The following is a 12,026-nucleotide window of genomic DNA, read 5'->3' on the forward strand; positions in this document are numbered from 1 at the left end:
CTTGAGATCATGATATGAAAACTAAATTACTCTTTTTAATGCTCGCCCTTGAGATTTCTATTGGGGTTGCACATGGTGCCTCGGCCTTTGACCAAATGCTGTCCTCTAGTTTTAAGGCGAATGGTATTGCGGGGCTTGATCGATTGAATCAAGATGCTGCGCAGAAGTTTTGCTCTAACCCAGTAAATTTGTCTGGCGGTGGAGATCCCAAGATGCGCGAAAAAATTCAAAATGCAAATATGGCTAGTATCAAACAGCCATCAGATGGAAAGTATATCGGTAACTGGGTGGATGGCGAAAAAATTGCTCAAAGTGGTAGGGGGGCAACATGGTCAGATAGCGCTGATTCAATTAATGGCGGGTCTTGCTATAACTGTCACCAGATTGATATCAAAGAGCTATCCTACGGAAACATTGGTCCGTCGCTTTGGAATTACGGCAAGATGAGAGGCTACTCAAAAGAGGTGATTGATTACACCTGGAATCGTATTAACAACGCAAAAGCTTATAACGTATGTAGCAACATGCCACGTTTTGGCCACTTTAAATTGTTAACTGAAAAGCAAATGCAAGATGTTATGGCTTTGCTCCTCGATCCTGAGTCACCCGTAAATAAATAACAAAATAAAACGGGCCGTAAGGCCTGTTTTTACTAATAGGGATTTACTATGTCACTAAGTCGTCGTGAGTTCTTGCAAGCGCTAGCTGTTGCCTCCGCTGGCGGTATGAGTTTGCATTCTGGTTTTGTAAATGCTCAAGGCTCTGCACAAAAATTTTATGACTTACCAAAGTTTGGTAATGTCCATTTCTTGCATTTTACAGACTGCCATGCGCAGTTGCTACCAATTTACTTCCGGGAGCCAAATGTCAATCTAGGCATTGGTGCGCAAGAAGGTAAAACGCCTCACTTAGTTGGCGAATATTTCTTGAGGGCCAATGGCATTAAGCCTGGTACTCATGATGCGCATGCGTTCACTTATTTAGATTACGTGGCTGCCGCTCAGAACTACGGCAAGATGGGCGGATTTGCTCATATGGCGACTTTAATTAAGCAATTAAAAGCAAATCGTCCTGGCGCATTACTTCTAGATGGTGGCGATACTTGGCAGGGATCCGGTACAGCTCTTTGGACCAATGGTCAAGATATGGTAGATGCAGCACTTGCTTTGGGGGTTGATGTGATGACTCCTCACTGGGAAATGACTCTTGGCGAGAAGCGCGTTATGGAAATTGTCAATGGCGATTTTAAGGGCAAGGTTTCTTTCGTAGCCCAAAATATTAAGACCGCAGATTTTGGTGATAACGTATTTAATCCCTATGTTATGAGAGTGCAAAACGGAATACAGATTGCCATTATTGGTCAAGCGTTCCCATACACACCGATTGCGAATCCGCGATATTTCACTCCCGACTGGACTTTTGGCATTCAGGAAGAGAATCTCCAAAAGACCATTGATGAAGTGAGGGCAAAGGGGGCAAAAGTCGTTGTATTGCTATCTCACAATGGCATGGACGTTGACTTAAAGATGGCTTCACGAGTAAGTGGTTTAGATGCCATTATGGGTGGGCATACGCATGATGGTGTGCCTATTCCCGTAAAGGTTAAAAATTCTGGAGGTGTCACTTTAGTTACTAATGCTGGCTCTAATACAAAGTTTTTGGCCGCATTAGATTTTGATGTCAAAGGGGGTAAAGCAATTGATTTCCGCTATAAATTATTCCCAATCTTTTCAAATATGATCCCAGCTGATCCGGCGATGAGCAGGTTGATTGCAAAGATCCGGGCTCCATATGAAGCCAAGCTGAATGAGAAATTGGCTACTACTGAGGGTCTCTTGTATCGACGTGGTAACTTCAATGGCAGCTTTGATCAACTTATTCTAGATGGCTTGATGTCTCAGAAAAATACGGAAATTGCTTTCTCACCTGGCTTCCGTTGGGGTACCAGCCTATTGCCGGGTCAAGCTATTACTCGCGAGAATTTGCTTGATCAAACGGCGATTACTTATCCCTACACCACTGTGACCAATATGACTGGTGAAACAATTAAGACTATTCTTGAGGACGTAGCCGATAACCTCTTCAATCCAGACCCGTATTATCAGCAAGGTGGCGATATGGTTCGCGTTGGTGGATTGCAATACACCATCGACCCAGCGGAAGCTGCTGGCAAGCGGATCACCGATATGCGTTTGAATGGCAAGTCTATAGAGGCTAATAAAGTTTACAAAGTGGCTGGTTGGGCTCCGGTTAGTGAGGCGGCAAGGGATGCTGGCACAGAACCAATTTGGGATGTGATTGAGCGTCACCTGCGTGATGTCAAGTTGGTTAAAGCCGTTAAATTAAATGAGCCAATCATTAAGGGTGTGAGTAATAATCCTGGTATGGTTTCTATTGCCTAATATCCTGTAAATCTTCATGAATAAAATATTACGATTACTGGCGGCGACCTTATTTGCTTTTGCTGCTTTGACTGCTCAGCGGTCATATGCTGTGGGCTCAGAGGTCACATACCAAATAGATGATGCTCAAGTCCAGGGGATCAAGGGTCTTAGGAGTATCCGTAATCATTTAGATGTTGCGCCTGACACTAAGATTATTGTGGTGACTTATGCTGAAGGCGTTGATCTTTTGTTAGAAAATGCAAAAGATATTAAAAATAATATTGAATACGCTCCATTAATTTCTGCATTGAAATCTCGTGGCGTACGTTTTGAGGTTTGTGAAATTACTTTGAAGAATCGCAACCTTAAGAAAGACCAATTTATTCTTGATGCCGACTTCACTCCATCTGGCGTAGTTCGCATTGGCGATTTGCAATACAAAGATCATTTCGCCTACATTAAGCCTTAATATTTCCTAGTCTATTCGCCAGATGTTGATCAGGTTCATTAAGATAGCGCTCATTGGCGGCGCTATTTTTCTTGCTGCGAGCATTTCTCATGCAGCTGAGCCAAAAAATGATCCTGCTGGAATCCTATTAAAGCCCATCAAGGTGGCTCCAAATACCTATTTTGTGCAAGGATTGGCAGAAATGGGTGCTAGTCAAAATCAAAACTTTATCTCTAATGCTGGCTTTGTGATTACACCTAAAGGGGTGGTAGTCGTTGATGCCCTTGGATCTCCAGTGCTGGCTCAAAAGCTAATTCAAGAAATAAAGAAGATAAGCGCACAAAAGATTGTTGCGGTTATTGTTACTCACTATCACGCTGATCATGTTTATGGTCTACAGGAGTTTAAAAAGATTGGTGCAAAAATATACGGACAAAGCGAAGGAAGAGGTTATATTTCTTCTGAAACTGCCAAGCAAAGACTGATCACCTCTCGTGTTGATTTTGCTCCTTGGGTTAATAAAGATACCCACTTAGTGCCAGCGGACATTTGGTTCGATAAGCATTATCAACTCAATATTGGTGGCCTTGATTTCATTATTAGTAGAGTGGGTCCAGCGCATTCGCCCGAAGATGTTTTGGTATACGTTCCTTCAGAGGGCGTGCTATTTGTAGGGGACTTAGTTTTTCAAGGCAGAATTCCTTATGTAGGCAATGCTGATAGCAAGGGTTGGCTGTTAGCCCTTGATGAGTTTGAAAAATTCAACTCTAAGGTCATCATCCCTGGTCATGGGCCCCAGTCAATTAATCCGATTGAAGACATTCGTTTTACTCGTGATTACTTACGTTTTTTACGAGAAAGCATGGCTCCGGCAGCTCTTAATATGGATGCGTTCGATGGGGCCTATAGCGCAGTAGACTGGTCTGAATATGATGGAATTCCTCTATTTAAGGCTGCCAACCGTATGAATGCCTATAACGTCTACCTCTCGATTCAAGGCGAATAGGGCAAATTTAGTTCCTAAGCCTTAAAATAGGCAATTCTTGGGCTGAATGATGGATTTGTCATGAAATTAAATCGATTGCATCTTACCTTTACTTTTTTGGCGATTTCCAGTTTTGCCCTTAGCTTCTCTGTTTCCGCATCTAGTGATTTTGCTCATGGCAAGAGAATTGATGAGGAGAAGTGTTACACCTGTCATGCGAAAAAAACAGGTTTTGGCAATGGCGATATGATTTACACGCGTAAGGATTCGAAGGTGCAAAGTTTTAGCAGGTTAAAGACCATGGTCGGAATGTGTAATGCGGAGTTACGGCTGGATCTTTTTCCAGAGGATGAGGTTGATGTGGTGACCTACTTAAACGGGCAGTTTTACAAATTTAATAAATAGTCAAAGCATTCTAATTATGGAAGCAGTAAATATTGATGTGTTAGGCAAGTCTGTTTTATGGTGTACCTTTGCGATCACATTCATGTTCGGTGCTGTGCTGCAAAAGACAGGCTTTTGCAGCATGGGCGCAGTTTCTGATGCATTTATTATGTCGAGCTGGGATCGCATGAGGCAATGGTTCTTGGCAATTGGTGTGGCAATTATTGGGTTTACGCTAATGTCCTATGTTGGACTGATTGATCCATCAAAAAGTTTCTACACAGGAAATAAGTTTTTGTGGCTATCTACGCTAGTAGGTAGCTTGCTTTTTGGTTTTGGTATGGTGCTTGCATCAGGTTGTGGGAGCAAGACTCTGGTGCGTATTGGCGGCGGTAATTTAAAGTCTGTGATTGTTTTCTTGGTGCTTGGTTTGACGGCTTATATGACAATGCGCGGATTCCTGGGGGTGATTCGCATCAATACATTGGATACTGTATTTTTGTCTTTTTCTACCCCTCAAGATTTACCTAGTCTTTTAAGTGGCCCACTTGGCATTGCACGATCCCATCTTCATCTGGGTTTGGGTCTATTAATCAGCTTTATCTTTATTGCCTATGCTTTAAGTAAGAGGTCATTCTGGACCTTTGAGAATCTATTTGCTGGCACGGTGGTGGGTTTGGCAATTTGCGCAATATGGTGGGTTAGCGGTAATCTAGGTCATGTCGCCGAAGATCCTACTACATTGGAAGAGGTTTTTTTGATGACGAATTCTGGTCGCATGGAAAGTCTATCGTTTGTTGCGCCATACGCATATTCTTTGGATTGGCTAATGATGTATAGCGACACTTCTAAAGTTCTCACGCTGGGAATTGTGGCTGTGATAGGTATGATTTCTGGCTCAGCCCTGATCGCGCTCATCACTAGATCGTTTCGTTGGGAATCTTTTCGAAATACTGAGGATACAGCCAATCATTTGGTGGGTGCGACACTCATGGGATTTGGCGGCGTTACAGCGCTAGGTTGTACCGTTGGACAGGGCCTCAGTGGGGTCTCCACATTATCTCTGGCATCATTCTTGGCTTTACCGGGATTTATTCTAGGTGCCTACTTGGCCTTACTGTATTTGCAATTTAGACTTGCGCCCAAACCTTGTAATTAATTTTTAGTGACTGATTGGAATAGCATGCAGATTGATTGGATTTCATTCACCCCAATACCCTCCTTAATTGGTGGAATGATATTAGGCGTAGCGGCGGCTCTTTATATGTTGTTGCATGGCCGAATTTTGGGAATTAGTGGCATTGTTTCTGGCTTATTGAATCCGCAGAAGGGCGATGTAGATTGGCGTGTTTCGATTGTGCTGGGAATACTATCCGCACCAGTCTTGGCGGCTGTAATGCTTGATCTGCATGCAATTCAAGTTATTGATACAGACTGGTTCAGTATTATGGCTGCAGGCCTCCTCGTTGGTTTTGGCGCCCAATACGGGTCTGGGTGTACGAGCGGCCACGGAATTTGTGGTTTGTCGCGTCTATCACCTCGTTCGATGGCGGCAACAATGCTTTTTATGTCTTCAGGATTTATGGCGACGTTCATCATTCGTCACATAATAGGGGCTTAATCGTGAGAAGACATTTCAACCTATTTAGTCAGTATTTAATTGGCTTGTTATTTGGTTTTGGTTTAATTCTTTCGGGAATGAGTAATCCACAAAAAGTATTGAATTTTCTGGACATCACAGGCTCATGGGACCCATCCTTATTGTTTGTAATGGGGGGTGCTGTAATTGTTGGTTTAGCTGGATTCTATTTAGTCACTAAACGCAGCGAGGCCTTTTTTAGCGGGGCCTTTCATCTGCCGCATCGTAAAGACATTACAAGACCCTTAGTTTTAGGGAGCTTAATTTTTGGTGTAGGTTGGGGTATTGCTGGTTTCTGTCCAGGCCCTGCCTTAGTCTCCCTAGGTGCCGGTCATCTAAAGGCGTTTGTATTTGTGATCTTCATGTTGATAGGCATGTCTTTTTGCAATCGATTTTGTACTGGCCATAAGCATTAAGGCGGTTTTCTTGAGTCGTCTCGATGGTTAATTTTCTACAGTCTTAAAAAAGGAGTTTTTTGTGAGTCTTCCTATTTCTTGTCATAACGCTCAGTTTGGTACTCTTGGTCAAATCGATCCAAGTCATTTGGCTGAAATTGCGGCACAAGGCTATAAGAGCGTGATTAATAATCGTCCTGACGGTGAGGGCGGCCCAGAGCAACCAACTAATGCATCCATTCAAGCTGAAGCAGAAAAGCTTGGATTGAATTATGTTTACTTGCCAGTCATTTCTGGCGCATTTACTCCAGACCAAGTGCAAGAAATGGCTCGTCTCTTAAAAACTTTGCCAGGTCCTATTTTGGCTTTTTGCCGCTCAGGCGCACGCTCAACAAACTTGTACCAACTTGCTTTGCAGCTCCGTTAAGTAAAAGAGCACTCTCTAAAACATGCGCATCGCCATCCCCGAAGAAAGAAAGCTGGTTCATGAAATGATCATGCCCATTCGTTGGGGCGATATGGATGCGTATGGGCATGTAAACAATACCGTGTACTTCCGGTATATGGAGCAAGCGCGCTGTGAGTGGATTACTTCTTTGGGCTATGATGTCGCTCCTGGTCGTGAGTCTATGTTGATGATTAATGGCTTTTGTAATTTTTATCAGCAGCTGACCTTTCCGGGTGAGTTGAGGCTGAAAACCTCGATTGGTGCTATTGGTAGAACAAGCCTGGATCTTTACACCAGCATGGCTTTAACTACGTCTCCTGATATAGAAGCCGCTATTGGTGGTGCAACCATGGTTTGGGTCGATCTCACTACCAATAAATCAGCGCCTTGGCCTGAGCATGTTTTACAACAGTTGCGCTAGTTCGCCGTGCAGCCTATTAATTCCCATATCCTAAGATCTGAGCAATTTTTATCTGAACTGGATGAGTTTGACCTGATCATTGACGTTAGGTCTCCAGCTGAGTTTGCTCTTGATCATATTCCCGGTGCAGTTAATTACCCGGTGCTTAATAATGAGGAGCGCGCCACAATTGGTACGCTCTATAAACAAGAATCTCCCTTTGCCGCTAAAAAACTGGGCGCAGCTTTAGTTTCTAAAAACATTGCCGCACATTTGGAAAGCCATTTTCTTGATTACCCTCGTGAGTGGCGGCCATTAATTTATTGCTGGCGTGGTGGCGAGCGTAGTGGAGCATTTACACATATCCTCAATCGCATTGGCTGGAAGGCCAAGCAGCTTGAAGGTGGTTACCAGGGCTTCAGAAGAACTGTAATAGATGGTCTTGACTCTGCTGCAAAACAGTACTCGTTTCAGGTCATCTGCGGTATGACGGGTAGTGGTAAGACTAGGGTGCTGCAAGAGATTGGCGCCTTAGGTGCTCAGATTCTAGATTTAGAGGGCCTGGCGGTGCATCGTGGTTCAGTGCTTGGTAATGAACCGAATGAGGATCAGCCTTCCCAAAAAGGTTTTGAGACCGCCTTATGGAATACATTGCGTTTGCTCGACCCTGCTAAACCCGTGTTTGTGGAATCGGAGAGTAAGAAGGTTGGTGGCCTGCATGTACCTGATGCTCTAATGGAAACTATTCGCAATGGTAGCTGTATTGAATTGCGATCAAGTGCCCAGACACGAGTCTCATGGTTAATTCGTGAATACCATCATTTCTTAACCAACACCGATAACTTCAAGCAAAAGCTAGCATTACTCACCGCCCATTATGGAAAAGTACAAATCTCTAAATGGAATGAAGCCATTGATGCGGGAAATTTTCCGGAGCTAGTTGAAGAGCTATTAGTCAAACACTACGACCCATCCTATCAATCATCAATCGTGAGAAATTTTCCTCAGTATCAAGAGGAGAATTTTGTGCAATTAGAGAGTGATACTGATGAAGCCTTTAAGAATGCAGCTAAAGCACTCTTTTTAAATTCAATGAAAACTGTAGAGGCCTAACTTTCTCGCTAGAGAAGACTGCCCAGGAATTGCTCCAGCTGTGCGGGCGGCAAAGCCCCGCTAATGCGCTTTACCTCAGCCCCATTCTTGAAGCCCGCTAATGTTGGTATTGAGCGTATAGCAAACTCTTGTCCAATGCTGGGATTGGCCTCAGTATCCAATTTTATGTGTAGAACTTGTTCACCGTGTTTAGCAGCGCTAGCCGCAAAAGTTGGTGCAAACATTTTGCAGGGGCCACACCAGGGGGCCCAGAAATCTACTATGACAGGGAGCTTGCTTTGATTGAGGATCTCTTTAAAACTTGCCTGGTCTGCCTCGACAGGACCTAGCAACAGGCTGGCTTTGCATACACCACAAATAGGCTTTTGATTAACCCTATCTAAAGGTATGCGGTTGAATTTATGGCAACTTGGACATTTAATCAGCATATCGGTTTAACTCCCTTGAAAGCAAATGTATTTAGCCTCTGATTTGATATTCATGCGTACGGATTTCTTTTAAGATTCAACTGTATTTTGAATATTTCTTCCATTAAATGCAAGACTAAACGTTTATCCAGTTGATTGTTTTTGATGTGCATCAAATCCTTTAAAACAATATATAATAAAATATAATGATAAATTAAATTTCAAAAGGAAAAGAATGAAAACAGCTCATGACTTAGTTGCGTTAGCTAAATCCTCTATCAATGAAGTTGCCCTGGCAAATGCACTACAAGCCATTCAAGAAGCTGACGTGTTATTGGATGTTCGAGAAGCCGATGAATACGCAATTGGTCACATTCCTGGCGCAGTACATATTTCTCGGGGAATGTTGGAGTTTAAATTAAGTAATGACCCCAATTTAAGTGCCCGGGATCTCAAAATAGTTCTATATTGCAAAAATAGCGGTAGAGCAGCATTGGCCTCAAAATCACTACATGACATGGGCTATATGCATATCCAATCTATTGCAGGTGGATTTGATGCATGGGCAGAAGCGGGCAATCCGATTGCTAAGCCTGAGTCAATCGTATTTGAGTAATCAATTTTGCAGCAAATTATCACCCCACTTAGGAGCTCCATATGAGCGGTAACCCATCCGTAAGACTCAAGCAACAGGCCGACTACCAGTTCGCCATCTATTACAACGAGGAAAAGGCCCCCATCATGGGAGACGAGCCGCCGCCTTTGGGTAAATCAGACGGTGCAACCCCATCACAATTCTTAATTGCTGCGGTGGCCAACTGCTTATCCGACTCCCTATTATTTGCCTTAAGAAAATTTAAACAAAACCCTGAGCCTATTGAGACTTTAGCAACGTGTGAGATTGGTCGAAACGAGCAGAATCGTCTGCGCATTCTGTCGATTCGTGTGGAGATACATGTTGGCGTGCCTGGTGAGACCCTGCAAAATCTTGATCGGGTCTTGGAGCAATTTCAGGAATTTTGCACTGTTTCATCAAGTGTTAGTGCAGGCATTCCGGTAAATGTGTTTGTAATGGATAGCTTGAAAAAACAACTTTATCCAGCAATTTAAGCAGTATTTCTTTGATGTTAATCAAACAATCATTTTTTAAAGACCCTATAGTGAACTTACTGGAGGGAAGAAAAATGAAAATGTTAGTTGAGCTATTTGGATCGTTTGCCGGTCAATTGAGTTTGGCCGTTATTCTATTTATGATCGGCATGGTAATTTTCTTTGCCCGTTTATTTATTAAGAAGAGCGCTGAGGGCGGTGATCAGTAATTCCCCAAAAAAAGCCCTTGAGTATTCATTCAAGGGCTTTTGTATTACGGGGATATTTTATATTTAGCTAAAAGCTTGGATCCCCGTTTGCGCACGACCTAGAATTAAGGCGTGAATATCGTGAGTTCCTTCGTAGGTGTTCACAACTTCTAAGTTCAGCATGTGACGTACTACGCCGTACTCATCAGAAATTCCGTTACCGCCGTGCATATCGCGCGCCATACGGGCGACATCTAAAGATTTGCCACAAGAGTTGCGTTTCATGATGGAGGTGATTTCTGGTGCTGCGATTCCTTCATCTTTCATACGGCCTAAACGTAGGCAGCCTTGAAGTGCAAGCGTGATTTCAGTTTGCATATCAGCAAGTTTTTTCTGGATTAGCTGATTAGCGGCGAGAGGGCGATCAAATTGCTTGCGATCCATCGTGTATTGACGTGCGGCATACCAACACCACTCAGCAGCACCAAGCGTACCCCAGGCGATGCCATAACGTGCTGAGTTCAGGCAAGTGAATGGGCCTTTGAGGCCGGTAATTTCTGGGAATTCATTTTCTGCCGGAACAAACACTTCATCCATCACGATTTCGCCGGTAATAGAGGCGCGTAGACCCATCTTGCCGCTGATCTTGGGTGCAGATAGACCCTTCATACCTTTTTCCAGGATGAAGCCTCTAATCAAGCCCTCATCATTTTTTGCCCACACAACAAATACATCTGCAATTGGAGAGTTGGAGATCCACATCTTAGAGCCGGTAAGTGAGAATCCACCGGGAACCTTTTTCGCTCTTGTGATCATTCCACCTGCATCAGAACCATAGTTAGGCTCTGTCAATCCAAAGCAACCAATCCATTCGCCGCTCGCTAATTTAGGGAGGTACTTTTGTTTTTGCGCTTCGCTACCAAATTCATTTATGGGAACCATGACTAAAGAAGACTGCACGCTCATCATGGAGCGATAGCCAGAATCCACGCGTTCAATTTCACGCGCAATTAAGCCGTAAGAGACATAGTTCAAGTTAGCTCCACCGTACTGCTCAGGAATCGTGATGCCTAAGAGGCCAAGCTCGCCCATTTCTCGGAAGATGGCTGGGTCGGTTGTTTCGTTGCGATAAGCATCGTGAATGCGGGGCATCAGGCGCCCTTGAGCGTATTCAGCAGCTGCGTCACGAATCATGCGCTCCTCTTCGGTTAGCTGGGTATCCAGAAGAAGGGGGTCCGCCCAGTTAAAGCTGGCCTTACTTTTACTCATTGCTTTGTCATCCTATATTTCATTTTGTCTTGATTTTTAACTGCTTCCTGCGAATTTTCAGGAATACAGATATTCTTGTTTCTATTATCCATTTTTCTGGACTTATGGACTCGCCTAGACCTCGCCATCGCTATTACGACCTGATTTTGGCTGCCTTTGTGGTGGTCTTACTCTGCTCTAACTTTATTGGTGCCGGTAAAGCAGCCGTGGTTGAATTGCCTTACTTCGGGTCGGTACCATTTGGCGCGGGTATTTTGTTCTTCCCTATTTCCTATTTCTTCGGCGATATTCTGACTGAGGTCTATGGCTATGCCTATGACCGTAGAGCGGTTTGGACTGGGTTTGCTGCGCTTGCATTTGCGGCAATCATGGCGCAGATAGTGATTGCTTTGCCGGTGGCGCCAGGCGCTTATATGTCTAATTATCAGCAGGGGCTAGAGACTGTCTTTGGAAACTCATGGCGTATCGCCTTAGCTTCCATGTTCTCCTTTTGGTGCGGCAGTCTGACGAATAGCTATGTGCTGGCGAAGATGAAAATCATGACCCAAGGGCGCTTTCTCTGGATGCGTACTATTGGCTCGACAGCGGTAGGGGAGTTGGTCGACTCCTCTTTCTTCTATATGTTAGCGTTCTATGGCATCTGGACTACCCATGAAGTCATTCAGGTAGCGCTGGCTCAATATGTCCTCAAGACTACTTGGGAGGTTCTGGCAACCCCCATGACCTATTGGGTTGTGAACTTCCTCAAGCGCAAGGAAAACGAGGATTTTTACGATATTCATACGAATTTCACCCCATTTAGGGTCAAAGTCTAAGCAAGACTACGGGCTTCCTGCCAACAAAGACCTCTAAGCCG

At 44.0% G+C, this 12,026-nt stretch carries 17 protein-coding genes; 15 read left to right on the top strand and 2 right to left on the bottom strand.

Annotation, left to right across the window (positions count from 1 at the left end; translation table 11 throughout):
* The first annotated feature begins 14 nt into the window (after nt 1-14).
* From soxX to mnmH, 11 genes are all read left to right on the top strand, one after another.
* A complete protein-coding gene (gene soxX, locus ICV90_RS04330; protein ID WP_215360015.1) occupies nt 15-620 on the top strand; it encodes a sulfur oxidation c-type cytochrome SoxX in 606 nt (201 codons plus the stop codon).
* 48 nt (nt 621-668) lie between these two features.
* Entirely contained in the window at nt 669-2,402 is a 1,734-nt protein-coding gene (gene soxB, locus ICV90_RS04335) for a thiosulfohydrolase SoxB (protein ID WP_215360016.1), read from the top strand.
* Between the two features lie 16 nt (nt 2,403-2,418).
* Complete coding sequence (locus ICV90_RS04340; protein WP_215360018.1) at nt 2,419-2,853, top strand: DsrE family protein; 435 nt, start codon at nt 2,419-2,421, stop codon at nt 2,851-2,853.
* A 22-nt stretch (nt 2,854-2,875) separates the two neighbouring features.
* Complete coding sequence (locus ICV90_RS04345) at nt 2,876-3,838, top strand: MBL fold metallo-hydrolase (protein ID WP_215360019.1); 963 nt, start codon at nt 2,876-2,878, stop codon at nt 3,836-3,838.
* Between the two features lie 60 nt (nt 3,839-3,898).
* Nucleotides 3,899-4,222: a hypothetical protein gene (locus tag ICV90_RS04350; RefSeq protein ID WP_251367800.1), complete on the top strand. Its 324-nt coding sequence runs from the start codon at nt 3,899-3,901 to the stop codon at nt 4,220-4,222.
* 16 nt (nt 4,223-4,238) lie between these two features.
* On the top strand, nt 4,239-5,360 hold the full coding sequence (locus ICV90_RS04355; protein WP_215360021.1) for a YeeE/YedE family protein: 1,122 nt from the start codon (nt 4,239-4,241) through the stop codon (nt 5,358-5,360).
* Between the two features lie 24 nt (nt 5,361-5,384).
* Complete coding sequence (locus tag ICV90_RS04360) at nt 5,385-5,822, top strand: YeeE/YedE family protein (protein WP_215360023.1); 438 nt, start codon at nt 5,385-5,387, stop codon at nt 5,820-5,822.
* A 2-nt stretch (nt 5,823-5,824) separates the two neighbouring features.
* A complete protein-coding gene (locus ICV90_RS04365) occupies nt 5,825-6,256 on the top strand; it encodes a YeeE/YedE family protein (protein WP_251367801.1) in 432 nt (143 codons plus the stop codon).
* A gap of 61 nt (nt 6,257-6,317) precedes the next feature.
* Entirely contained in the window at nt 6,318-6,662 is a 345-nt protein-coding gene (locus tag ICV90_RS04370; protein WP_215360024.1) for a TIGR01244 family sulfur transferase, read from the top strand.
* 22 nt (nt 6,663-6,684) lie between these two features.
* Nucleotides 6,685-7,104: a thioesterase family protein gene (locus ICV90_RS04375; protein ID WP_215360026.1), complete on the top strand. Its 420-nt coding sequence runs from the start codon at nt 6,685-6,687 to the stop codon at nt 7,102-7,104.
* Between the two features lie 6 nt (nt 7,105-7,110).
* Nucleotides 7,111-8,196: a tRNA 2-selenouridine(34) synthase MnmH gene (gene mnmH / locus ICV90_RS04380; protein ID WP_215360028.1), complete on the top strand. Its 1,086-nt coding sequence runs from the start codon at nt 7,111-7,113 to the stop codon at nt 8,194-8,196.
* Between the two features lie 8 nt (nt 8,197-8,204).
* Here the strand turns inward: mnmH and trxC are convergent, their stop codons facing one another.
* Nucleotides 8,205-8,624 (bottom strand): thioredoxin TrxC, encoded by a 420-nt coding sequence (gene trxC, locus ICV90_RS04385; RefSeq protein WP_215360029.1) that lies wholly within the window; start codon nt 8,622-8,624, stop codon nt 8,205-8,207.
* 214 nt (nt 8,625-8,838) lie between these two features.
* Between trxC and ICV90_RS04390 the strand changes: the two genes are divergently transcribed.
* The 3 genes from ICV90_RS04390 to ICV90_RS04400 all read left to right on the top strand — a co-directional run bounded on the left by ICV90_RS04390 (nt 8,839) and on the right by ICV90_RS04400 (nt 9,922).
* On the top strand, nt 8,839-9,219 hold the full coding sequence (locus ICV90_RS04390) for a rhodanese-like domain-containing protein (RefSeq protein ID WP_215360031.1): 381 nt from the start codon (nt 8,839-8,841) through the stop codon (nt 9,217-9,219).
* Between the two features lie 41 nt (nt 9,220-9,260).
* Entirely contained in the window at nt 9,261-9,713 is a 453-nt protein-coding gene (locus tag ICV90_RS04395) for an OsmC family protein (RefSeq protein ID WP_215360032.1), read from the top strand.
* A 74-nt stretch (nt 9,714-9,787) separates the two neighbouring features.
* Nucleotides 9,788-9,922 carry a DUF3149 domain-containing protein gene (locus ICV90_RS04400; RefSeq protein ID WP_215360034.1) on the top strand — a complete coding sequence of 45 codons (135 nt, stop codon included), beginning with the start codon at nt 9,788-9,790 and terminating at the stop codon, nt 9,920-9,922.
* 63 nt (nt 9,923-9,985) lie between these two features.
* On the opposite strand, the gene ICV90_RS04405 is transcribed toward ICV90_RS04400, so the two are convergent.
* The gene (locus ICV90_RS04405) at nt 9,986-11,170 is read right to left on the bottom strand and encodes an acyl-CoA dehydrogenase (RefSeq protein WP_215360035.1); all 1,185 of its coding nucleotides are present in this window, start codon (nt 11,168-11,170) and stop codon (nt 9,986-9,988) included.
* Nucleotides 11,171-11,274: 104 nt separating this feature from the next.
* Between ICV90_RS04405 and ICV90_RS04410 the strand changes: the two genes are divergently transcribed.
* Nucleotides 11,275-11,985, top strand: a complete 711-nt coding sequence (locus tag ICV90_RS04410; protein ID WP_215360037.1) for a queuosine precursor transporter — start codon at nt 11,275-11,277, stop codon at nt 11,983-11,985.
* Nucleotides 11,986-12,026: the final 41 nt, after the last annotated feature.

The organism is Polynucleobacter sp. JS-JIR-II-b4, from assembly GCF_018687815.1.
Taxonomy (GTDB): Bacteria; Pseudomonadota; Gammaproteobacteria; order Burkholderiales; family Burkholderiaceae; genus Polynucleobacter.

Coding starts and splice junctions, on each gene's coding strand:
- ICV90_RS04390 (WP_215360031.1), top strand. CDS start 8,839: ATGAAAACAGCTCATGACTTAGTTGCGTTAGCTAAATCCTCTATCAAT.
- ICV90_RS04355 (WP_215360021.1), top strand. CDS start 4,239: ATGGAAGCAGTAAATATTGATGTGTTAGGCAAGTCTGTTTTATGGTGT.
- ICV90_RS04400 (WP_215360034.1), top strand. CDS start 9,788: ATGAAAATGTTAGTTGAGCTATTTGGATCGTTTGCCGGTCAATTGAGT.
- soxX (WP_215360015.1), top strand. CDS start 15: ATGAAAACTAAATTACTCTTTTTAATGCTCGCCCTTGAGATTTCTATT.
- soxB (WP_215360016.1), top strand. CDS start 669: ATGTCACTAAGTCGTCGTGAGTTCTTGCAAGCGCTAGCTGTTGCCTCC.
- ICV90_RS04345 (WP_215360019.1), top strand. CDS start 2,876: ATGTTGATCAGGTTCATTAAGATAGCGCTCATTGGCGGCGCTATTTTT.
- ICV90_RS04360 (WP_215360023.1), top strand. CDS start 5,385: ATGCAGATTGATTGGATTTCATTCACCCCAATACCCTCCTTAATTGGT.
- ICV90_RS04395 (WP_215360032.1), top strand. CDS start 9,261: ATGAGCGGTAACCCATCCGTAAGACTCAAGCAACAGGCCGACTACCAG.
- trxC (WP_215360029.1), bottom strand. CDS start 8,624: ATGCTGATTAAATGTCCAAGTTGCCATAAATTCAACCGCATACCTTTA.
- ICV90_RS04375 (WP_215360026.1), top strand. CDS start 6,685: ATGCGCATCGCCATCCCCGAAGAAAGAAAGCTGGTTCATGAAATGATC.
- ICV90_RS04410 (WP_215360037.1), top strand. CDS start 11,275: ATGGACTCGCCTAGACCTCGCCATCGCTATTACGACCTGATTTTGGCT.
- ICV90_RS04340 (WP_215360018.1), top strand. CDS start 2,419: ATGAATAAAATATTACGATTACTGGCGGCGACCTTATTTGCTTTTGCT.
- ICV90_RS04350 (WP_251367800.1), top strand. CDS start 3,899: ATGAAATTAAATCGATTGCATCTTACCTTTACTTTTTTGGCGATTTCC.
- ICV90_RS04405 (WP_215360035.1), bottom strand. CDS start 11,170: ATGAGTAAAAGTAAGGCCAGCTTTAACTGGGCGGACCCCCTTCTTCTG.